Consider the following 23500-nt stretch of genomic DNA (forward strand, 5'->3'; position numbering starts at 1 on the left):
AGTCCGCCATGCGGACGCGCTGTCCAGATCTTGGTCCGTCGGCGTACGCTCGAAAGCAAGCACCCCCATCACGAGGAGCGAGCCACGATGCCCGAGCTGAGGTCCCGCACAGTCACCCACGGCCGCAACATGGCGGGTGCACGCGCCCTGATGCGCGCCTCCGGTGTACCCGGCGCGGACATCGGCCGGAAGCCGATCATCGCGGTCGCCAACTCCTTCACGGAGTTCGTCCCGGGCCACACCCACCTCCAGCCCGTCGGCCGGATCGTCTCCGAGGCCATCACGGCCGCCGGGGCCATCCCGCGCGAGTTCAACACGATCGCCGTCGACGACGGCATCGCGATGGGCCACGGCGGCATGCTCTACTCGCTGCCCTCCCGCGACCTGATCGCGGACAGCGTGGAGTACATGGTCGAGGCGCACTGCGCGGACGCCCTGATCTGCATCTCCAACTGCGACAAGATCACCCCCGGCATGCTGATGGCCGCTCTGCGCCTCAACATCCCGACGGTCTTCGTCTCCGGCGGCCCGATGGAGTCCGGCCGCGCGGTCCTCGTCGACGGCACGGTCCGCACGCTCGACCTGGTCGACGCGATGTCCGACGCCGTGAACCCGAAGATCTCGGACGAGGACATGCTCCGGATCGAGGAGAACGCCTGTCCGACCTGCGGGTCCTGTTCCGGCATGTTCACCGCCAACTCGATGAACTGCCTGACCGAGGCGATCGGCCTCTCCCTGCCCGGCAACGGCTCGCTCCTCGCGACCCACACCGGGCGCAAGGCGCTGTACGAGAACGCGGCCCGCACGGTCGTCGACATCACCCGTCGCTACTACGACGAGGACGACGCCTCCGTCCTGCCGCGCGCGGTCGCGACCCGCGCCGCCTTCGAGAACGCCATGGCCCTGGACATCGCCATGGGCGGCTCGACCAACACGATCCTGCACCTGCTCGCCGCCGCCCAGGAGGCCGAGCTCGACTACGGCCTCAGCGACATGGACGAGGTCTCGCGCCGGGTTCCCTGCCTGGCCAAGGTCGCCCCGAACGTCGCCAAGGACCGCACGTACTACATGGAGGACGTGCACCGGGCGGGAGGCATCCCCGCCATCCTCGGCGAGCTGTACCGCGCCGGCCTCCTCAACGAGGACGTCCACTCCGTCCACTCCCGCTCCATCAAGGAGTGGCTGGACGCCTGGGACGTGCGCGGCGGCTCCCCGACGGACGAGGCCGTCGAGCTGTTCCACGCGGCCCCCGGCTGCGTCCGCTCGGCCACCGCCTTCTCGCAGTCCGAGCGCTGGGAGGCGCTGGACGTGGACGCGGCCGGCGGCTGCATCCGCGACGCGGCCCACGCGTACTCGAAGGACGGCGGCCTCGCGGTCCTGCGCGGCAACCTGGCCGTGGACGGCTGCGTCGTGAAGACGGCCGGCGTCGACGAGTCGATCTGGACCTTCGAGGGCCCGGCCGTCGTCTGCGAGTCCCAGGACGAGGCCGTCGAGAAGATCCTCAACAAGCAGGTCACCGACGGCGACGTGGTCGTCATCCGCTACGAGGGCCCGCGCGGCGGCCCCGGCATGCAGGAGATGCTCTACCCGACCTCCTTCCTCAAGGGCCGCGGCCTGGGCAAGACCTGCGCGCTCGTCACCGACGGCCGCTTCTCGGGCGGCACGTCCGGCCTCTCCATCGGCCACGCCTCGCCCGAGGCGGCCTCGGGCGGCACGATCGCCCTCGTCGAGGACGGCGACCGCATCCGCATCGACATCCCGAACCGCTCCATCGAGCTGCTGGTCGACGAGGCCACCCTCGCCGCCCGCCGCGAGGCCCTGAACGGCGTCTACGAGCCGAGGAACCGCCAGCGCAAGGTGTCGGCCGCGCTGCGCGCCTACGCGGCGATGGCGACGAGCGCCGACAAGGGCGCGGTCAGGGACGTGACGAAGCTGGGCTGAGCCCGGAGGGCACAGCGGACACCAGGGGAGGGGAGCGGGCTCACGGCCCGCTCCCCTTCCTCATGCGTACGGGGGTTCCTCATGCGTACGGGGGTGACGCGGCGGACGTCACCATGACCGCCCACCGGGATCCGTGGCTCACCAGGACGCGGGATCGCGCGCGTCCACCGCGAAGACGGAGCCGTCCGGAGCCGTCCCGAACACCCGGTCCCCGGCGACCAGCGGACCCGGCACCCGCGTGACGTACCCCCCGAGGCGGCCGTTCGGCAGCTTCGGCCGGGTCTGGCCGATCAGCGCGCCGCGCGCGGTGTCGACGGCGAGCAGCCGCCCGTCCTGCACGGAGAAGTAGAGGCGCCCGCCCGGGCCGAGGACGGGCGTCGAGACGTTCTGGGCGGCCGTCTCCAGCTCCCACAGCACCCGCCCCTTCTCCGCTGCGGTGTCGAAGGCGGTGAGGTGTCCGTCCGCGTCGAGCAGATGGACGACCGCGCCGCGCACGGCGACGCCCCGCAGGTCGATCCGGTGGGGCAGCGACAGCCGCCGCTCGGGTGTGCCGTCGGGGCCGAGCAGCACCAGCCCGTCGGTCAGCGTGCCCTGGTAGAGGGAGGCGAGGAGGAGCGTCCCGTCACCGGTGCGGCCCAGCGGGTCGAGGTTGCCGTCGAGGTCGTGCCCCCAGGCCTGCTCGCCGGTGCGGGGGTGGATCGCCGCGACCCGGGTCCGCTTCCCGTCGGGCGAGATCTCGGAGACCGGGAGCAGACCGGACGGAGCGTCGTACGGCCCCGGGCGCGGCGCCGTGAAGCCGGGCAGGCCGTGCCGCCAGAGCTCCTTGCCGGTGCGGCTGTCGACGGCCCGGAACCCGCCCGTCCCGTCGGCGAGGACGACGGCGGTGCCGGCCGGCCGGTAGGTCTCGGGGAGGTCCGCGCCGGCGCTCCAGGCCGGTGCGCCGCCCCCGTCCGGGTACGCCCGCAGCGGTCCCGTCGGAGCGGCGGCGCCGACCAGCCCGCCCGCACCGTCCGCGAGGAGGACGGGCGCGGACGGGGACTCCGCCGTGACGGGCGAGGTCCGCGACCAGAGGACGGCTCCCGTCACGGGGTCGAGCCGGGCGAGGTCGACGCCCCGGGCCGTGCAGTACAGCGCGCCCCCGCCGTGCGTGCAGGCGGGCGCGGCCGTGGGGCCGTGCTCCTGGAGCGCGGTCCGCCAGCCGGCGAAGGCGGTGGCCACCTCGTCCGGGCGGGCCGGGGTCTCCGGCCCGCGGCCCGCCGGGGTGCTCAGGGCGGCGTACAGACCGGCACCGGTCAGCGCCAGAGCGGCGGCGACGGCGATCGTCAGTCGTGGCCGCAGGCGCGCCCGGCCGGGGCGCGGGCGTCGTCCGGGTGGCGCCGGGGCGGTGGCCCGTACCGGCGTGTCCGCGTCCCACGCGGGCGCGGGGCCCAGCTCGCCGCCCTCCGCGCCCTCACTGTGGGGCAGTGCGGGCCGCCGCCGCTGCGCCGGTATGAACGCCTCCGCCGCGTACGAGGGCGGCAGCAGCGCCGCCATGATCTGGGCCGGGGTCGGCCGCTCGGCGGCCTCCTTGGCGAGGCAGCGGGCGACGAGCGGCGCCAGCTCCGCCGGGACGCCCGTCAGATCGGGCTCGTCGTGGACGACCTGGTACGCCACGATGTACGGGCTGTCGGAGTCGAACGGGCCGTGCCCCGTCGCCGCGTGCACGAGCACCGAGCCGAGGGCGAAGACGTCCGCCGCGGGTCCGACCTCGCGCGGCCGCTGGAACTGCTCGGGAGCCATGAACGGCGGCGAGCCGATGAGCTTGCCGGTCTCGGTGCGCAGGTCGCTGTCGAGGGGCCGGGAGATGCCGAAGTCGATGACCTTCGGGCCGGTGTCGGTGAGCATCACGTTGCTGGGCTTGAGGTCGCGGTGGACGACACCGGCGCGGTGGATGTCGCGCAGCGCCTCGGCGAGCCCGGCGGTGAGGCGGCGCAGTTCGGCGGGGGACAGGGGGCCGTTCCGCCTCACCTGGTCGGCGAGGGTGGGCCCGGGGACGTAGAGGGTGGCCATCCAGGGGCGTACGGCATCGGGGTCGGCGTCGACGACCGGCGCGGTGAAGGCGCCGCTGACCCGGCGGGCCGCCGCGACCTCCTGGCGGAATCGCGCCCTGAACTCGGGGTCCTCCGCGTACCGGGCGTGCACGACCTTGACCGCGAGCCGCAGCCCGGAAGCGGAGGCCGCGAGGTGTACGACACCCATGCCGCCGGAGCCCAGACATGCCTGGAGACGGTAGTCGCCCGCGTACTCGGGCCCCTCGGCTTCCCGGTCGGCACCGGTCCCGCGCAACGGCGGCATCGCCCACCCCCGTGTGATTCCCCGTCACCTCGCGCGCACGTGCGCGAACTCGACGGAGCCTAGTCCATGGCCCCCTCGATGTCGGTGGAGCTTGCTAGCCTGCGCGTCGCGGAGAGTGAAACTCGGCGGAGCGCTTCTGCGCCAAGGGGGAGGACACGATGGGTACGGACGAGAAGACGGACCGGAGACCGGGCGAGAACAAGGCGCCGGGGGACGCCGTGGCGACGGCGGGCGCGGTGGCGACGGCCGATCCCGTGGCCACGGCTGACGCGGTGGTGACGGCTGAGGCGGTGGTGACGGCGGGCGCGGTGGTGACGGCCGACGCCGGCACCCGCTACGCGGTCGCGCCGGGCTACCGGGTCAACGTGCGCTCGGGCCCGAGCACCCAATACCCGCTCGTCCGGGCGCTGCCCCTGGGCGCCACGGTGGCGATCTCCTGCCAGAAGAACGGCGAGTGGATCAGCGGCCCCTACGGCACCACGAGGATCTGGGACAACATAGCGCCGGGCGAGTACATCTCCGACGCGTACGTGCGCACGGGCAGCGACGGCTACGTCGCACCGCGCTGCACCTGAGCCGCTTCTCCGCCGCCCCGGGGATAATCGACCCCGTGAGCGACGAAGAGCAGACCCCCAGCACCACCGGTGGCCGTACCGGCGGCACCCCCGCCGGTACCCCCGCCGGGCCTCAGCCCGAGGAGATCCGTTTCTTCGGCACGACCTGGGTCGAGCACAGCGGCAACTACACGCTGCGCCGCATCGGCCTGGCCGTCGGCTCGCTCGCCGCCGCCGTCGCGGCCTGCTTCGTGCTGCGCTTCGCCTACCAGGGCCTGGAGATCGCGGACGTCGGCGGCATCGTCAACATGCTGGTCGTCGTCATGTTCGCGGTCTGCAGCGCCATCGCCTTCCGCAAGACCTGGGAGAGCTACCTCCGCCGGCCTGCGGACCCGGCCCGCGAGGAGTCCCTGCGCAGCCTCAAGGCGATCGGCTTCATCGGCACGCTCCTCGCCTACTGCGTCCGCTGCTTCGTCGAGGCACCCGGCGAGAAGCTGCGCCGCGAGGAGTACGAGACGGCCCGCACCCAGTACGAGAAGCGCCGCGGCGCCCGCACCGGCAACCCCGCCACCCGCAGGAAGCCCAAGCGCAAGTAGGCGGGCGACGGCACGGCCGCGAGCGCCGGAACGCCGTCGCGAACCGCCGGGAGGCGGACGTGAGCGCCGGGGGCGCCGAGGCCCCCGCCGATCGGTCCGCGGACCGATGTCACATTCCGAGGGGCCGCGTTCGTCCTCCTGGCATGAAGACGACACCGCAGCAGCGCCCCGGCCACCCGACCCACCGCGTCCTCGTCCTCGGCGCGGGCTACGCGGGCCTGATGACCGCCCTCCGCCTCGGCCCGCACGCCCAGGTGACCCTGGTGGACCCCGCCGACCACTTCACCGAGCGGGTACGGCTCCACGAGCGGGCGGCCGGCCGGCCCGACGTGACCCGCCCCCTCGCCCGGTTCCTCCACCGCACCGGCATCGAGCACGTCCCGGCCCGCGCCACGGCCCTCGACCCGGAGGCCCGTCTGGTCACGACGGACGACGGGCGCAGCCTTCCGTACGACCGGCTCGTCTACGCCCTCGGCAGCCGCACCGCCCTGCCCGCCACGACCGGTGACCCCCGCGCCTACACCGCGGAGTCCGCGGAGGGCCTCCACAAGCACCTGCGGGACCGCCCCGGTTCGGTCACCGTCGTCGGCGGTGGTCTCACCGGCATCGAGATGGCGACCGAGCTGGCCGAGACCTACCGTCCGCTCGGCACCTCGGTACGCCTCCTCTCCGGGGGCCAGGTGGGTGCCGGGCTCTCCCCGCGTGGCGCGGCCCATGTCCGACGGGCCCTCCAGGCCCGGGGCGTCCGCGTCGAGGAGGGCCGCAGGGTGGCGACCGCGGACGAGGTCGACGGGGACGTGGTCGTCTGGGCGGCGTCCTTCGTCCCGAACGCCGAGCTCGCCGGAGCCGCCGGCCTCACCCTCGCCCCTTCGGGCCGGGTGGCGGTCGACGCCACCCTGCGTTCGGTCTCCCACCCGGAGATCTACGTCCCCGGCGACGCGGGCGCCGCGGCCCACCCGGCCGCGGGCGGCGAGCTGCGGATGTCCTGCGCCACCGCGCTGCCCACGGGCATCCACACGGCCGAGTCGATCGCCCGGGAGCTGCGCGGCGAGGAGCCCGAGCCCCTGAGCTTCGGGTACCGCTTCCAGTGCGTCAGCCTCGGCCGCCGCGACGGTGTCATCCAGTTCGTCCGCCCGGACGACTCGCCCCGTGACCGCCTCCTCACGGGCCGCCCGGCGGCCACGTTCAAGGAGCTGGTGGTGAGCGGCGCGACGTGGTTCATCGGGCGCTCGGCCCGCCGCGTCCAGCCGAGGAGCGCTTGACGGCGGATACCGCCGGGAGCACTATTCACCGCATGATGAATTACCCGGCGGGCGGGGCCGCCGACAAGGCCGCACCCGCCACCGCGACAGCCGCCCCGCCCGAAGCCCCCGGGCCCGGCGAGGCGGCCACGACGGGGGCGGCCACGACGGCACACACCACGACCGAGCCAGCCGCGCCCGCGACGCCCGCGAACGACGCGCCCCCGAACCCGCCCGCCCCGGCCGCACCCCCGGCGACCACCTCCACCCCACCCGCCACGGCCGCGAACACCCCCGCCCCGCCCGTGATGGCCGCGAACGAATCCGCCCCGGCCGCGCCCCCCGCGACCGCATCCACCCCACCCGGCACGGCCCCGACCGCTTCAGCCCCGACCGCTTCCACCCCACCCGCCACGGCCATCGCCGCGCACGGCCTCACCGTCGTCCGCGGCGACCGCACCGTCCTGCGCGGCCTCGACTTCACGGTCCCGGCCGGCCGCATCACCGGCCTCCTCGGCCCCTCCGGCTGCGGCAAGTCCACCCTCATGCGCGCGATCGTCGGCACCCAGGCCAAGGTCGACGGCACCCTCCAGGTCCTCGGCCGCCCCGCCGGCGACGCCGGCCTCCGCTCCCGCGTCGGCTACGTCACCCAGGCCCCCTCCGTCTACGACGACCTCACCGTCCGCCAGAACCTCGACTACTTCGCGGCCGTCCTGCTCCCCGGCCGGGCCCGCCGCCAGGAGCGCCGCACCGTCGTCGACCGGGCCGTCGAGGACGTCGACCTCGCCTCGCACGCCGACTCCCTGGCCGGCCGGCTCTCCGGCGGCCAGCGCAGCCGCGTCTCCCTCGCCGTCGCGCTCCTCGGCACCCCCGCACTGCTCGTCCTCGACGAACCCACCGTCGGCCTCGACCCCGTCCTCCGCCGGGACCTGTGGGACCTCTTCCACCGGATCGCCGCCGAACGCGGCACGACGCTCCTCGTCTCCTCACACGTGATGGACGAGGCCGAACGCTGCCACCGGCTCCTCCTCATGCGCGAGGGCGAGATCCTCGCCGACGACACCCCCGAGGCCCTCCGCCGACGCAACGACACCGCCACCGTCGAAGAGGCCTTCCTCCGTCTGGTCGACGCGGCAGCCGCCCGTGCGGCGCACCCCCGAACCACCCACGAGGAGCCCCGGCCATGAGCAGCGCCCGCACCCTCGCCACCGCCGCCCGCGTCCTGCGCCAACTGCGCCACGACCCGCGCTCGATCGCCCTGATGCTCCTCGTACCGTGCGTGATGCTCTTCCTGCTCCGCTACGTCTTCGACGGCAGCCCGGGCACCTTCGACACCATCGGGGCCTCGCTCCTCGGCATCTTCCCGCTCATCACGATGTTCCTGGTGACCTCCATCGCCACCCTCCGTGAACGCACCTCCGGCACCCTGGAACGCCTCCTCGCCATGCCCCTCGGCAAGGCCGACCTCATCGCCGGCTACGCCCTGGCCTTCGGACTCCTCGCCGTCGTGCAGTCCGTCCTCGCCACCGGCCTCGCCGTCCGGGCCCTCGGCCTCGACGTCGTCGGCTCCCCCTGGCTCCTCCTCCTGGTCGCCCTCCTCGACGCCCTCCTCGGCACCGCCCTCGGCCTCTTCGTCTCCGCCTTCGCCGCCTCCGAGTTCCAGGCCGTCCAGTTCATGCCGGCCGTGATCTTCCCCCAGCTCCTGCTCTGCGGCCTCTTCACCCCGCGCGACCGGATGGCCCCCGCCCTCGAAGCGATCTCCGACGTCCTGCCCATGTCGTACGCCGTCGACGGCATGAACCAGGTCCTCCGCCACCCCGAGGTCACCGGTGACTTCGTCCGCGACGCCCTCGTCGTCGCCGGCTGCGCCCTCCTCGTCCTCGGCCTCGGCGCCGCCACCCTCCGCCGCCGCACCGCGTGACCGCCCCTCGGACGTCCGCACGCCGGCCGGCCCGCCGGTGCGAGGATGTCCAAGCGGATGGATGAACCATCCATCCGCTTGGACAGGCGCAGGCCCCTTCCGGCGAGGTGGAAGACCCATGACCCAGACCGTCGCAGTCCTCGGCACCGGCAAGATCGGTGAAGCGCTCCTCAGCGGCATGATCCGCGCGGGCTGGCGCCCCGCGAACCTCCTGGTCACCGCCCGCCGCTCCGAACGCGCCGAGGAGCTCCGCGCCCGCTACGGCGTCGAGACCGTCACCAACGCCGAGGCCGCCAAGCGCGCCGACACCCTCATCCTGGCCGTCAAGCCCCAGGACATGGGTCGTCTCCTCGACGAGCTCGCCCCGCACGTCGCCGCCGACCGCCTGGTCATCAGCGCCGCCGCCGGTATCCCCACCTCCTTCATCGAGGAACGTCTCACCACCGGGACGCCCGTCGTCCGCGTCATGCCCAACACCCCCGTCCTCGTCGACGAGGGCATGTCCGTCATCTCGGCGGGCAGCCACGCCACCCCCGCCCACCTCGCCCACACCGAGGAGATCTTCGGCGGCGTAGGCAAGACCCTCCGTGTCCCCGAGTCCCAGCAGGACGCCGCCACCGCCCTCTCCGGCTCCGGCCCCGCGTACTTCTACTTCCTCGTCGAGGCCATGACCGACGCCGGCATCCTCCTCGGCCTGCCCCGCGCCCAGGCCCACGACCTCATCGTGCAGGCCGCCATCGGCGCCGCCGTGATGCTCCGCGACAGCGGCGAACACCCGGTCAAGCTCCGCGAGGCCGTCACCTCCCCGGCCGGCACCACCATCAGCGCCATCCGCGAGCTGGAGAACCACGGCGTCCGGGCCGCCCTCATCGCCGCTCTGGAAGCCGCCCGCGACCGCAGCCGCGAACTCGCCTCCGGCAACAGCTGACCCACCGCCGTCCGCCGCCGGGACCGGACATCACCGGCTCCCGGCGGACGCCCCCCGCACGACGTCCTCCGTCGACACCACCTTCGCGAACCCGCCCCCGTGCAGGGAGACGGCCGTCGCCCGCGACAGCTCGTCGGCGCCCGCCGCCCAGCCGAACGGCCCCTCCAGGTCGAAGGTGTGCATGGCGTCCAGCGGGAACACCACGTCGTAGCCGAGGTTCCCGCCCATCCGGGCCGTCGTCTCGTTGCACATGTTCGTCTGGATCCCGACGATCACGATCTGCGCGATCTCCTGCCCGGACAGCCACCCGTCCAGCGACGGCTCCCCGTAGAAGGCCGAGTTCACGCTCTTCGTCACCAGCAGCTCCGGCCCGGCGCCCTTCCCGCGCCGCTCCTCGACGAAGTCCTTGAACGCGTTCCCCACGTACCCCGTCCGCAGCGGGGAGAGCGAGCCCTCCGGCGAGTCGTGCCGCACGAAGACGACCGGCCGCCCCGTCTCCTGCCACAGGTCGATCAGAGCCGCGATGTTCTCCTCCGCGGCCGGGTTGTTCCGCTTCCCCCAGAACTCCTCCTCGAAGCCCTTCTGCACGTCGACGACAACCAGCGCTGCGTTCTCCGATATCTCCATACCCACGATGCTCCCGCCGCGGAGGCTCCCTTCCCAGCGGGAGGAATGACAGCGATCGATGCTTTACTGCCACACGTGACGCCGACCCCCGCACCCCGCCCCCAACGCATCGCCCTCCTCTCCTTCCCCGGCATCCGCGCCTTCGACATCTCCGTCATCACCGAGGTCTGGGGCAGCGACCGCACCCTCCGCGGCGTCCCGCCCTTCGAACTCCGCCGGGCCGCCGCCGACCCGGACGCCCCCATCCCCCTGCGCGGCGGTCTCACCCTCACCCCCGACCGCCCGCTCAGCTGGCTCGACGACCTCACCACCACCGACCTGGTCCTCGTCCCGGGCATCGAAGACCCCGACGCCGACCTCCCGGCTCCCGTCCTCGACGCGCTCCGCCGTGCCCACACCGCGGGCACCCCGGTCGCCTCGCTGTGCGCCGGCGCCTTCGTCCTCGCCCGCGCCGGACTCCTCGACGGCCGCCGCGCCGTCACCCACTGGCACCTGGCCGGGACCCTGGCCACCCGCCACCCAGCCGTGCAGGTCGAACCCGACGCCCTCTTCGTCGAGGACACCGGCGTCTGGACCTCCGCCGGCACCGCCGCCGGTATCGACCTCTGCCTCCACCTCGTCCGCACCGCCCACGGGGCCGAGGCCGCCGCCGCCATCGCCCGCGCGATGGTCACCGCCCCCTTCCGCACGGGCACCCAGGCCCAGTTCATCGAGCACCCCACCCCCCGCGCCGACCGCGACGCCGACGCCCTGGCCGACGTCCGCGCCCACGCCCTCGCCCACCTCGACGAACCCCACACCGTCGCGACCCTGGCCGCCCGCGCCGGCATGTCCCCCCGCACCTTCGCCCGCCACTTCCAGGCCACCACCGGAACCACCCCCCTGCACTGGCTCATCACCCAGCGCGTCGCCGCAGCCCAGAAACTCCTCGAACGCACCGACCACCCCCTCCCCGAGGTCGCCCGCCGCGCGGGCTTCGGCAGCGAGGTCACGATGCGCCAGCACTTCGCCTCGCACCTCGCCACCAGCCCGCGCGACTACCGCAACGCGTTCCGTCACCCGGCAGGCTCGCTGAACACCGCCTCCGCCCGATGCTGAACGACCTCGGCCCACCACTGGGTGGTGAGCGCACACGTCGCGCCCGGAGCGCACGCCCGAGGACCGGGGTTGACACGGGATTGGCCGATCCGTAAGGTTCTCCGAGTTGTCCGACGTGAGCACCGACCCCGGTCGGCCCCGGACAGCCATTCCGCAAGACCTACAGAAGCCGTCGGCGCTTTGCTGCGCCGTTCTGCTGTCCGTGCGTTTTTGCGAAATGAGGAATCCGCGTTCGAAACCTGAGCGCAGCCGCCCGATTAGCGTCGGAGGCAGGGAATCCGCTAAAGTCTCACTCGTCGGAACGGCCCAACAGCCGGAAAGACAAACCCCGCTGACTGGGAATCAGGCGCCGAAAGGATCTGATAGAGTCGGAAACGCAAGACCGAAGGGAAGCCCGGAGGAAAGCCCGAGAGGGTGAGTACAAAGGAAGCGTCCGTTCCTTGAGAACTCAACAGCGTGCCAAAAATCAACGCCAGATTAGTTGATACCCCGTCCATCTTCGGATGGCGAGGTTCCTTTGAAAGTCCTGCCGGCCCTTGTGGCGGGTAGGCAACATACACAGCGAGGACGCTGTGGACAGTCGGCCTTATTCCGGTCTGACTGTCCCGCTCAACGCGAGTGTCACCCGATTACGGGTAAACATTCACGGAGAGTTTGATCCTGGCTCAGGACGAACGCTGGCGGCGTGCTTAACACATGCAAGTCGAACGATGAAGCCCTTCGGGGTGGATTAGTGGCGAACGGGTGAGTAACACGTGGGCAATCTGCCCTTCACTCTGGGACAAGCCCTGGAAACGGGGTCTAATACCGGATAACACCGGCTTCCGCATGGGAGCTGGTTAAAAGCTCCGGCGGTGAAGGATGAGCCCGCGGCCTATCAGCTTGTTGGTGGGGTAATGGCCTACCAAGGCGACGACGGGTAGCCGGCCTGAGAGGGCGACCGGCCACACTGGGACTGAGACACGGCCCAGACTCCTACGGGAGGCAGCAGTGGGGAATATTGCACAATGGGCGAAAGCCTGATGCAGCGACGCCGCGTGAGGGATGACGGCCTTCGGGTTGTAAACCTCTTTCAGCAGGGAAGAAGCGAAAGTGACGGTACCTGCAGAAGAAGCGCCGGCTAACTACGTGCCAGCAGCCGCGGTAATACGTAGGGCGCAAGCGTTGTCCGGAATTATTGGGCGTAAAGAGCTCGTAGGCGGCTTGTCACGTCGGGTGTGAAAGCCCGGGGCTTAACCCCGGGTCTGCATCCGATACGGGCAGGCTAGAGTGTGGTAGGGGAGATCGGAATTCCTGGTGTAGCGGTGAAATGCGCAGATATCAGGAGGAACACCGGTGGCGAAGGCGGATCTCTGGGCCATTACTGACGCTGAGGAGCGAAAGCGTGGGGAGCGAACAGGATTAGATACCCTGGTAGTCCACGCCGTAAACGTTGGGAACTAGGTGTTGGCGACATTCCACGTCGTCGGTGCCGCAGCTAACGCATTAAGTTCCCCGCCTGGGGAGTACGGCCGCAAGGCTAAAACTCAAAGGAATTGACGGGGGCCCGCACAAGCAGCGGAGCATGTGGCTTAATTCGACGCAACGCGAAGAACCTTACCAAGGCTTGACATATACCGGAAAGCATTAGAGATAGTGCCCCCCTTGTGGTCGGTATACAGGTGGTGCATGGCTGTCGTCAGCTCGTGTCGTGAGATGTTGGGTTAAGTCCCGCAACGAGCGCAACCCTTGTCCTGTGTTGCCAGCATGCCCTTCGGGGTGATGGGGACTCACAAGAGACCGCCGGGGTCAACTCGGAGGAAGGTGGGGACGACGTCAAGTCATCATGCCCCTTATGTCTTGGGCTGCACACGTGCTACAATGGCCGGTACAAAGAGCTGCGATGCCGTGAGGCGGAGCGAATCTCAAAAAGCCGGTCTCAGTTCGGATTGGGGTCTGCAACTCGACCCCATGAAGTCGGAGTTGCTAGTAATCGCAGATCAGCATTGCTGCGGTGAATACGTTCCCGGGCCTTGTACACACCGCCCGTCACGTCACGAAAGTCGGTAACACCCGAAGCCGGTGGCCCAACCCCTTGTGGGAGGGAGCTGTCGAAGGTGGGACTGGCGATTGGGACGAAGTCGTAACAAGGTAGCCGTACCGGAAGGTGCGGCTGGATCACCTCCTTTCTAAGGAGCACAGTACCGATTGCAGGCAAATGTTCTGCACGGTCAGCTCATGGGTGGAACGTTGATTAGTTGGCACGATCGCAAGGTTCGCTTCACAAGTACTGCTTCGGCGTGGAACGTGATGACGGTCCTGGTGGTCGTGCTTGGCACGTTGTTGGGTATCTGAGGGTACGGCCGTAAGGTTTGTATCTTCGCGATGCCGGCCCCAGTGAACTCACCTGTTATGCGGGTGGGGTGATGGGTGGCTGGTCGTTGCTTGAGAACTACACAGTGGACGCGAGCATCTGTGGCCAAGTTTTTAAGGGCGCACGGTGGATGCCTTGGCACCAGGAACCGATGAAGGACGTGGGAGGCCACGATAGTCCCCGGGGAGCCGTCAACCAGGCTTTGATCCGGGGGTTTCCGAATGGGGAAACCCGGCAGTCGTCATGGGCTGTCACCCATGCCTGAACACATAGGGCATGTGGAGGGAACGAGGGGAAGTGAAACATCTCAGTACCCTCAGGAAGAGAAAACAACCGTGATTCCGGGAGTAGTGGCGAGCGAAACCGGATGAGGCCAAACCGTATGCGTGTGATACCCGGCAGGGGTTGCGCATGCGGGGTTGTGGGATCTCTCTTTCACAGTCTGCCGGCTGTGAGACGAGTCAGAAACCGTTGATGTAGGCGAAGGACATGCGAAAGGTCCGGCGTAGAGGGTAAGACCCCCGTAGCTGAAACATTAACGGCTCGTTTGAGAGACACCCAAGTAGCACGGGGCCCGAGAAATCCCGTGTGAATCTGGCGGGACCACCCGCTAAGCCTAAATATTCCCTGGTGACCGATAGCGGATAGTACCGTGAGGGAATGGTGAAAAGTACCGCGGGAGCGGAGTGAAATAGTACCTGAAACCGTGTGCCTACAAGCCGTGGGAGCGTCGCTCATTGAGTTTACTCAATGGGTCGTGACTGCGTGCCTTTTGAAGAATGAGCCTGCGAGTTTGCGGTGCGTTGCGAGGTTAACCCGTGTGGGGAAGCCGTAGCGAAAGCGAGTCCGAATAGGGCGATTCAGTAGCGCGCTCAAGACCCGAAGCGGAGTGATCTAGCCATGGGCAGGTTGAAGCGGAGGTAAGACTTCGTGGAGGACCGAACCCACCAGGGTTGAAAACCTGGGGGATGACCTGTGGTTAGGGGTGAAAGGCCAATCAAACTCCGTGATAGCTGGTTCTCCCCGAAATGCATTTAGGTGCAGCGTCGTGTGTTTCTTGCCGGAGGTAGAGCACTGGATAGGCGATGGGCCCTACCGGGTTACTGACCTTAGCCAAACTCCGAATGCCGGTAAGTGAGAGCACGGCAGTGAGACTGTGGGGGATAAGCTCCATGGTCGAGAGGGAAACAGCCCAGAGCATCGACTAAGGCCCCTAAGCGTACGCTAAGTGGGAAAGGATGTGGAGTCGCAGAGACAACCAGGAGGTTGGCTTAGAAGCAGCCACCCTTGAAAGAGTGCGTAATAGCTCACTGGTCAAGTGATTCCGCGCCGACAATGTAGCGGGGCTCAAGCGTACCGCCGAAGTCGTGTCATTGCAGCATGAGGGCCAACGCCCGCTGTGATGGGTAGGGGAGCGTCGTGTGCCGGGTGAAGCAGCCGCGGAAGCGAGTTGTGGACGGTTCACGAGTGAGAATGCAGGCATGAGTAGCGATACACACGTGAGAAACGTGTGCGCCGATTGACTAAGGGTTCCTGGGTCAAGCTGATCTGCCCAGGGTAAGTCGGGACCTAAGGCGAGGCCGACAGGCGTAGTCGATGGACAACCGGTTGATATTCCGGTACCCGCTTTGAAACGCCCAGTATCGAGCCCATTAATGCTAAGGCCGTGAAGCCGTTCCGGACCCTTCGGGGAAAGGAAAGTGGTGGAGCCGCTGACCCAAGGTGGTAGTAGGTAAGCGATGGGGTGACGCAGGAAGGTAGTCCAGCCCGGGCGGTGGTAGTCCCGGGGTAAGGGTGTAGGGCGTTGTCCAGGTAAATCCGGACAGCACATAGCCTGAGACCTGATGCCGAGCCGATTGTGGTGAAGTGGATGATCCTATGCTGTCGAGAAAAGCCTCTAGCGAGTTTCATGGCGGCCCGTACCCTAAACCGACTCAGGTGGTCAGGTAGAGAATACCGAGGCGTTCGGGTGAACTATGGTTAAGGAACTCGGCAAAATGCCCCCGTAACTTCGGGAGAAGGGGGGCCACGTCTGGTGATGAGTCTTGCACTCTGAGCTGGGGGTGGCCGCAGAGACCAGCGAGAAGCGACTGTTTACTAAAAACACAGGTCCGTGCGAAGCCGTAAGGCGATGTATACGGACTGACGCCTGCCCGGTGCTGGAACGTTAAGGGGACCGGTTAGTGACCTTTCGGGGTTGCGAAGCTGAGAACTTAAGCGCCAGTAAACGGCGGTGGTAACTATAACCATCCTAAGGTAGCGAAATTCCTTGTCGGGTAAGTTCCGACCTGCACGAATGGCGTAACGACTTCTCGACTGTCTCAACCATAGGCCCGGTGAAATTGCACTACGAGTAAAGATGCTCGTTTCGCGCAGCAGGACGGAAAGACCCCGGGACCTTTACTACAGTTTGATATTGGTGTTCGGTTCGGCTTGTGTAGGATAGGTGGGAGACTTTGAAGCCGTGACGCCAGTCATGGTGGAGTCGCCGTTGAAATACCACTCTGGTCGTGCTGGATGTCTAACCTCGGTCCGTGATCCGGATCAGGGACAGTGTCTGATGGGTAGTTTAACTGGGGCGGTTGCCTCCCAAAGGGTAACGGAGGCGCCCAAAGGTTCCCTCAGCCTGGTTGGCAATCAGGTGTTGAGTGTAAGTGCACAAGGGAGCTTGACTGTGAGACCGACGGGTCGAGCAGGGACGAAAGTCGGGACTAGTGATCCGGCGGTGGCTTGTGGAAGCGCCGTCGCTCAACGGATAAAAGGTACCCCGGGGATAACAGGCTGATCTTCCCCAAGAGTCCATATCGACGGGATGGTTTGGCACCTCGATGTCGGCTCGTCGCATCCTGGGGCTGGAGTCGGTCCCAAGGGTTGGGCTGTTCGCCCATTAAAGCGGTACGCGAGCTGGGTTTAGAACGTCGTGAGACAGTTCGGTCCCTATCCGCTGCGCGCGTAGGAATATTGAGAAGGGCTGTCCCTAGTACGAGAGGACCGGGACGGACGAACCTCTGGTGTGCCAGTTGTCCTGCCAAGGGCATGGCTGGTTGGCTACGTTCGGGAGGGATAACCGCTGAAAGCATCTAAGCGGGAAGCCTGCTTCGAGATGAGTATTCCCACCTCCTTGAGAGGGTAAGGCTCCCAGTAGACGACTGGGTTGATAGGCCGGATGTGGAAGCCCAGTAATGGGTGGAGCTGACCGGTACTAATAGGCCGAGGGCTTGTCCTCAGTTGCTCGCGTCCACTGTGTTAGTTCTGAAGTAACGAACTGTGCCGATTTCCGGTTGGTTAACTTCATAGTGTTTCGGTGGTCATAGCGTTAGGGAAACGCCCGGTTACATTCCGAACCCGGAAGCTAAGCCTTTCAGCGCCGATGGTACTGCAGGGGGGACCCTGTGGGAGAGTAGGACGCCGCCGAACAATCATTGTGGGAAAGCCCCGCACCTTATGGTGCGGGGCTTTTCTGCGTTCAGGACCCATCCGCGGGTTCGAGGCCGGCGCGACGAGCTCGGCGCCGTGCACCAGGTGCCGCTTCACCAGGCACGTTGCCGGCGGAGGCGGTGCGGCCGGGGTGTGAATCGAGGCCTCAGAAGTCTGATAGAGTCTGGAACGCAGCAAGGGACCGGAGCGAAGGCAAAGGAACCCGAAAGCACCGAGGAAATCAGGCCGAAAAGTTCTGATAGAATCGGAACCGCCGGAAGGGCCTGGAGCGAAAGCGAATGGGACCGGAAAGCACCGAGGAAATCGGATCGGAAAGATCTGATAGAGTCGGAAACGCAAGACCGAAGGGAAGCCCGGAGGAAAGCCCGAGAGGGTGAGTACAAAGGAAGCGTCCGTTCCTTGAGAACTCAACAGCGTGCCAAAAATCAACGCCAGATTAGTTGATACCCCGTCCATCTTCGGATGGCGAGGTTCCTTTGAAAGTCCTGCCGGCCCTTGTGGCGGGTAGGCAACATACACAGCGAGGACGCTGTGGACAGTCGGCCTTATTCCGGCCTGACTGTCCCGCTCAACGCGAGTGTCACCCGATTACGGGTAAACATTCACGGAGAGTTTGATCCTGGCTCAGGACGAACGCTGGCGGCGTGCTTAACACATGCAAGTCGAACGATGAAGCCCTTCGGGGTGGATTAGTGGCGAACGGGTGAGTAACACGTGGGCAATCTGCCCTTCACTCTGGGACAAGCCCTGGAAACGGGGTCTAATACCGGATAACACCGGCTTCCGCATGGGAGCTGGTTAAAAGCTCCGGCGGTGAAGGATGAGCCCGCGGCCTATCAGCTTGTTGGTGGGGTAATGGCCTACCAAGGCGACGACGGGTAGCCGGCCTGAGAGGGCGACCGGCCACACTGGGACTGAGACACGGCCCAGACTCCTACGGGAGGCAGCAGTGGGGAATATTGCACAATGGGCGAAAGCCTGATGCAGCGACGCCGCGTGAGGGATGACGGCCTTCGGGTTGTAAACCTCTTTCAGCAGGGAAGAAGCGAAAGTGACGGTACCTGCAGAAGAAGCGCCGGCTAACTACGTGCCAGCAGCCGCGGTAATACGTAGGGCGCAAGCGTTGTCCGGAATTATTGGGCGTAAAGAGCTCGTAGGCGGCTTGTCACGTCGGGTGTGAAAGCCCGGGGCTTAACCCCGGGTCTGCATCCGATACGGGCAGGCTAGAGTGTGGTAGGGGAGATCGGAATTCCTGGTGTAGCGGTGAAATGCGCAGATATCAGGAGGAACACCGGTGGCGAAGGCGGATCTCTGGGCCATTACTGACGCTGAGGAGCGAAAGCGTGGGGAGCGAACAGGATTAGATACCCTGGTAGTCCACGCCGTAAACGTTGGGAACTAGGTGTTGGCGACATTCCACGTCGTCGGTGCCGCAGCTAACGCATTAAGTTCCCCGCCTGGGGAGTACGGCCGCAAGGCTAAAACTCAAAGGAATTGACGGGGGCCCGCACAAGCAGCGGAGCATGTGGCTTAATTCGACGCAACGCGAAGAACCTTACCAAGGCTTGACATATACCGGAAAGCATTAGAGATAGTGCCCCCCTTGTGGTCGGTATACAGGTGGTGCATGGCTGTCGTCAGCTCGTGTCGTGAGATGTTGGGTTAAGTCCCGCAACGAGCGCAACCCTTGTCCTGTGTTGCCAGCATGCCCTTCGGGGTGATGGGGACTCACAGGAGACCGCCGGGGTCAACTCGGAGGAAGGTGGGGACGACGTCAAGTCATCATGCCCCTTATGTCTTGGGCTGCACACGTGCTACAATGGCCGGTACAAAGAGCTGCGATGCCGTGAGGCGGAGCGAATCTCAAAAAGCCGGTCTCAGTTCGGATTGGGGTCTGCAACTCGACCCCATGAAGTCGGAGTTGCTAGTAATCGCAGATCAGCATTGCTGCGGTGAATACGTTCCCGGGCCTTGTACACACCGCCCGTCACGTCACGAAAGTCGGTAACACCCGAAGCCGGTGGCCCAACCCCTTGTGGGAGGGAGCTGTCGAAGGTGGGACTGGCGATTGGGACGAAGTCGTAACAAGGTAGCCGTACCGGAAGGTGCGGCTGGATCACCTCCTTTCTAAGGAGCACAGTACCGATTGCAGGCAAATGTTCTGCACGGTCAGCTCATGGGTGGAACGTTGATTAGTTGGCACAGTCAGTCTCTTCGGAGGCCGTGAGTACTGCTTCGGCGTGGAAAACGGTTTCGAGGATACGGGCTGTGCTTGGCACGTTGTTGGGTGTCTGAGGGTACGGCCGTAAGGTTTGTATCTTCGCGATGCCGGCCCCAGTGAACTCACCTGTTATGCGGGTGGGGTGATGGGTGGCTGGTCGTTGCTTGAGAACTACACAGTGGACGCGAGCATCTGTGGCCAAGTTTTTAAGGGCGCACGGTGGATGCCTTGGCACCAGGAACCGATGAAGGACGTGGGAGGCCACGATAGTCCCCGGGGAGCCGTCAACCAGGCTTTGATCCGGGGGTTTCCGAATGGGGAAACCCGGCAGTCGTCATGGGCTGTCACCCATGCCTGAACACATAGGGCATGTGGAGGGAACGAGGGGAAGTGAAACATCTCAGTACCCTCAGGAAGAGAAAACAACCGTGATTCCGGGAGTAGTGGCGAGCGAAACCGGATGAGGCCAAACCGTATGCGTGTGATACCCGGCAGGGGTTGCGCATGCGGGGTTGTGGGATCTCTCTTTCACAGTCTGCCGGCTGTGAGACGAGTCAGAAACCGTTGATGTAGGCGAAGGACATGCGAAAGGTCCGGCGTAGAGGGTAAGACCCCCGTAGCTGAAACATTAACGGCTCGTTTGAGAGACACCCAAGTAGCACGGGGCCCGAGAAATCCCGTGTGAATCTGGCGGGACCACCCGCTAAGCCTAAATATTCCCTGGTGACCGATAGCGGATAGTACCGTGAGGGAATGGTGAAAAGTACCGCGGGAGCGGAGTGAAATAGTACCTGAAACCGTGTGCCTACAAGCCGTGGGAGCGTCGCTCATTGAGTTTACTCAGTGGGTCGTGACTGCGTGCCTTTTGAAGAATGAGCCTGCGAGTTTGCGGTGCGTTGCGAGGTTAACCCGTGTGGGGAAGCCGTAGCGAAAGCGAGTCCGAATAGGGCGATTCAGTAGCGCGCTCAAGACCCGAAGCGGAGTGATCTAGCCATGGGCAGGTTGAAGCGGAGGTAAGACTTCGTGGAGGACCGAACCCACCAGGGTTGAAAACCTGGGGGATGACCTGTGGTTAGGGGTGAAAGGCCAATCAAACTCCGTGATAGCTGGTTCTCCCCGAAATGCATTTAGGTGCAGCGTCGTGTGTTTCTTGCCGGAGGTAGAGCACTGGATAGGCGATGGGCCCTACCGGGTTACTGACCTTAGCCAAACTCCGAATGCCGGTAAGTGAGAGCACGGCAGTGAGACTGTGGGGGATAAGCTCCATGGTCGAGAGGGAAACAGCCCAGAGCATCGACTAAGGCCCCTAAGCGTACGCTAAGTGGGAAAGGATGTGGAGTCGCAGAGACAACCAGGAGGTTGGCTTAGAAGCAGCCACCCTTGAAAGAGTGCGTAATAGCTCACTGGTCAAGTGATTCCGCGCCGACAATGTAGCGGGGCTCAAGCGTACCGCCGAAGTCGTGTCATTGCAGCATGAGGGCCAACGCCCGCTGTGATGGGTAGGGGAGCGTCGTGTGCCGGGTGAAGCAGCCGCGGAAGCGAGTTGTGGACGGTTCACGAGTGAGAATGCAGGCATGAGTAGCGATACACACGTGAGAAACGTGTGCGCCGATTGACTAAGGGTTCCTGGGTCAAGCTGATCTGCCCAGGGTAAGTCGGGACCTAAGGCGAGGCCGACAGGCGTAGTCGATGGACAACCGGTTGATATTCCGGTACCCGCTTTGAAACGCCCAGTATCGAGCCCATTAATGCTAAGGCCGTGAAGCCGTTCCGGACCCTTCGGGGAAAGGAAAGTGGTGGAGCCGCTGACCCAAGGTGGTAGTAGGTAAGCGATGGGGTGACGCAGGAAGGTAGTCCAGCCCGGGCGGTGGTAGTCCCGGGGTAAGGGTGTAGGGCGTTGTCCAGGTAAATCCGGACAGCACATAGCCTGAGACCTGATGCCGAGCCGATTGTGGTGAAGTGGATGATCCTATGCTGTCGAGAAAAGCCTCTAGCGAGTTTCATGGCGGCCCGTACCCTAAACCGACTCAGGTGGTCAGGTAGAGAATACCGAGGCGTTCGGGTGAACTATGGTTAAGGAACTCGGCAAAATGCCCCCGTAACTTCGGGAGAAGGGGGGCCACGTCTGGTGATGAGTCTTGCACTCTGAGCTGGGGGTGGCCGCAGAGACCAGCGAGAAGCGACTGTTTACTAAAAACACAGGTCCGTGCGAAGCCGTAAGGCGATGTATACGGACTGACGCCTGCCCGGTGCTGGAACGTTAAGGGGACCGGTTAGTGACCTTTCGGGGTTGCGAAGCTGAGAACTTAAGCGCCAGTAAACGGCGGTGGTAACTATAACCATCCTAAGGTAGCGAAATTCCTTGTCGGGTAAGTTCCGACCTGCACGAATGGCGTAACGACTTCTCGACTGTCTCAACCATAGGCCCGGTGAAATTGCACTACGAGTAAAGATGCTCGTTTCGCGCAGCAGGACGGAAAGACCCCGGGACCTTTACTACAGTTTGATATTGGTGTTCGGTTCGGCTTGTGTAGGATAGGTGGGAGACTTTGAAGCCGTGACGCCAGTCATGGTGGAGTCGCCGTTGAAATACCACTCTGGTCGTGCTGGATGTCTAACCTCGGTCCGTGATCCGGATCAGGGACAGTGTCTGATGGGTAGTTTAACTGGGGCGGTTGCCTCCCAAAGGGTAACGGAGGCGCCCAAAGGTTCCCTCAGCCTGGTTGGCAATCAGGTGTTGAGTGTAAGTGCACAAGGGAGCTTGACTGTGAGACCGACGGGTCGAGCAGGGACGAAAGTCGGGACTAGTGATCCGGCGGTGGCTTGTGGAAGCGCCGTCGCTCAACGGATAAAAGGTACCCCGGGGATAACAGGCTGATCTTCCCCAAGAGTCCATATCGACGGGATGGTTTGGCACCTCGATGTCGGCTCGTCGCATCCTGGGGCTGGAGTCGGTCCCAAGGGTTGGGCTGTTCGCCCATTAAAGCGGTACGCGAGCTGGGTTTAGAACGTCGTGAGACAGTTCGGTCCCTATCCGCTGCGCGCGTAGGAATATTGAGAAGGGCTGTCCCTAGTACGAGAGGACCGGGACGGACGAACCTCTGGTGTGCCAGTTGTCCTGCCAAGGGCATGGCTGGTTGGCTACGTTCGGGAGGGATAACCGCTGAAAGCATCTAAGCGGGAAGCCTGCTTCGAGATGAGTATTCCCACCTCCTTGAGAGGGTAAGGCTCCCAGTAGACGACTGGGTTGATAGGCCGGATGTGGAAGCCCAGTAATGGGTGGAGCTGACCGGTACTAATAGGCCGAGGGCTTGTCCTCAGTTGCTCGCGTCCACTGTGTTAGTTCTGAAGTAACGAACTGTGCCGATTTCCGGTTGGTTAACTTCATAGTGTTTCGGTGGTCATAGCGTTAGGGAAACGCCCGGTTACATTCCGAACCCGGAAGCTAAGCCTTTCAGCGCCGATGGTACTGCAGGGGGGACCCTGTGGGAGAGTAGGACGCCGCCGAACAATTTTTAGCCTCAACCCCCGGACTCTGTCCGGGGGTTGAGGCATTTTTGCGTTCTAAGCTGGGCGCATGCGCTACGACCTGGTCATCTTTGACAACGACGGTGTGCTCGTGGACAGCGAGCCGATTTCCAACACGCTGTTGGCCGGCTATCTGACGGAGCTCGGGCACCCCACCACGTACGAGGAATCGGTGCGTGACTACATGGGGTCGGCCATGCACCGCATTCACGAGCTCGTCCAGGAGCGGAGCGGGCGGCGGTTGCCGGCGGAGTTCGACGAGACGTTCAACGGGCGGGTGTTCGCCGCGTTCCAGGCCGAGCTGAAGGCCGTGCCCGGGGCGGCCGAGGCGGTCAAGCAGCTGGCCGACGCCGGGGTTCCGTACTGTGTGGCCTCCTCCGGGAGCCATGAGCGGATCCGGGTGGGGCACCGGAAGACCGGGCTCGACGGGTGGTTCCGGGACGAGATCGTCTTCAGCGCCGAGGACGTCGGGCGGGGCAAGCCGTCGCCCGACCTGTTCCTCCACGCCGCCGCGCGGATGGGGGTGGCGCCCGAGCGGTGTGTGGTCGTCGAGGACAGCGCGCTCGGGGTGGAGGCGGCGGTGGCGGCCGGGATGGACGTGTACGGCTTCACCGCGATGACGCCCGAGGCGAAGCTCGCAGGGGCCGACGGGTTCTTCCGGAGCATGGACGAGCTGGCGGCGATATTGGGACTGTGATCCATCTACCCCCCGGTAGGTTC

11 protein-coding genes and 6 rRNA genes are annotated in these 23500 nt (G+C 65.7%); 15 read left to right on the top strand and 2 right to left on the bottom strand.

The features are described from left to right. The first annotated feature begins 87 nt into the window (after positions 1-87). Positions 88-1941, top strand: coding sequence for a dihydroxy-acid dehydratase (gene ilvD, locus ACRRSS_RS01775; RefSeq protein ID WP_435969459.1), 1854 nt, complete (start codon positions 88-90; stop codon positions 1939-1941). A 138-nt stretch (positions 1942-2079) separates the two neighbouring features. On the opposite strand, the gene ACRRSS_RS01780 is transcribed toward ilvD, so the two are convergent. Beyond that, on the bottom strand, positions 2080-4275 hold the full coding sequence (locus ACRRSS_RS01780; protein ID WP_435969460.1) for a protein kinase domain-containing protein: 2196 nt from the start codon (positions 4273-4275) through the stop codon (positions 2080-2082). Positions 4276-4433: 158 nt separating this feature from the next. Between ACRRSS_RS01780 and ACRRSS_RS01785 the strand changes: the two genes are divergently transcribed. The 6 genes from ACRRSS_RS01785 to proC all read left to right on the top strand — a co-directional run bounded on the left by ACRRSS_RS01785 (position 4434) and on the right by proC (position 9515). Beyond that, a complete protein-coding gene (locus ACRRSS_RS01785; protein WP_435969461.1) occupies positions 4434-4850 on the top strand; it encodes an SH3 domain-containing protein in 417 nt (138 codons plus the stop codon). 35 nt (positions 4851-4885) lie between these two features. After that, complete coding sequence (locus tag ACRRSS_RS01790; protein ID WP_435969462.1) at positions 4886-5425, top strand: hypothetical protein; 540 nt, start codon at positions 4886-4888, stop codon at positions 5423-5425. Between the two features lie 143 nt (positions 5426-5568). Next, positions 5569-6687 carry an NAD(P)/FAD-dependent oxidoreductase gene (locus tag ACRRSS_RS01795; RefSeq protein WP_435969463.1) on the top strand — a complete coding sequence of 373 codons (1119 nt, stop codon included), beginning with the start codon at positions 5569-5571 and terminating at the stop codon, positions 6685-6687. 287 nt (positions 6688-6974) lie between these two features. Then, positions 6975-7853 (top strand): ABC transporter ATP-binding protein, encoded by an 879-nt coding sequence (locus ACRRSS_RS01800; protein WP_435975224.1) that lies wholly within the window; start codon positions 6975-6977, stop codon positions 7851-7853. Then, a complete protein-coding gene (locus ACRRSS_RS01805; RefSeq protein WP_435969464.1) occupies positions 7850-8587 on the top strand; it encodes an ABC transporter permease in 738 nt (245 codons plus the stop codon). Before ACRRSS_RS01800 ends, ACRRSS_RS01805 begins: the two co-directional genes overlap by 4 nt. 118 nt (positions 8588-8705) lie before the next feature. Continuing rightward, entirely contained in the window at positions 8706-9515 is an 810-nt protein-coding gene (gene proC, locus ACRRSS_RS01810) for a pyrroline-5-carboxylate reductase (protein ID WP_209495394.1), read from the top strand. 30 nt (positions 9516-9545) lie between these two features. Here the strand turns inward: proC and ACRRSS_RS01815 are convergent, their stop codons facing one another. Further along, on the bottom strand, positions 9546-10142 hold the full coding sequence (locus ACRRSS_RS01815) for a cysteine hydrolase family protein (protein ID WP_435969465.1): 597 nt from the start codon (positions 10140-10142) through the stop codon (positions 9546-9548). Positions 10143-10187: 45 nt separating this feature from the next. Between ACRRSS_RS01815 and ACRRSS_RS01820 the strand changes: the two genes are divergently transcribed. From ACRRSS_RS01820 to ACRRSS_RS01855, 8 genes are all read left to right on the top strand, one after another. Then, positions 10188-11240: a GlxA family transcriptional regulator gene (locus ACRRSS_RS01820; RefSeq protein ID WP_435969466.1), complete on the top strand. Its 1053-nt coding sequence runs from the start codon at positions 10188-10190 to the stop codon at positions 11238-11240. 642 nt (positions 11241-11882) lie between these two features. Then, a 16S ribosomal RNA gene (locus tag ACRRSS_RS01825) occupies positions 11883-13408 on the top strand. A 288-nt stretch (positions 13409-13696) separates the two neighbouring features. Next, positions 13697-16819, top strand: a 23S ribosomal RNA gene (locus tag ACRRSS_RS01830). 74 nt (positions 16820-16893) lie between these two features. Further along, positions 16894-17010, top strand: a 5S ribosomal RNA gene (gene rrf, locus ACRRSS_RS01835). A gap of 622 nt (positions 17011-17632) precedes the next feature. After that, positions 17633-19158 (top strand): 16S ribosomal RNA (locus ACRRSS_RS01840). Positions 19159-19448: 290 nt separating this feature from the next. Further along, a 23S ribosomal RNA gene (locus ACRRSS_RS01845) occupies positions 19449-22571 on the top strand. A gap of 74 nt (positions 22572-22645) precedes the next feature. Beyond that, a 5S ribosomal RNA gene (gene rrf / locus ACRRSS_RS01850) occupies positions 22646-22762 on the top strand. The 16S, 23S and 5S rRNA genes sit together here, the layout of an rRNA operon. A 67-nt stretch (positions 22763-22829) precedes the next feature. Then, positions 22830-23477, top strand: coding sequence for an HAD family hydrolase (locus tag ACRRSS_RS01855; RefSeq protein WP_435969467.1), 648 nt, complete (start codon positions 22830-22832; stop codon positions 23475-23477). The last annotated feature ends 23 nt before the right edge of the window (positions 23478-23500 follow it).

Origin of the sequence: Streptomyces sp. Qhu_M48 (assembly GCF_051305195.1) — a bacterium.
Lineage (GTDB): Bacteria > Actinomycetota > Actinomycetes > Streptomycetales > Streptomycetaceae > Streptomyces.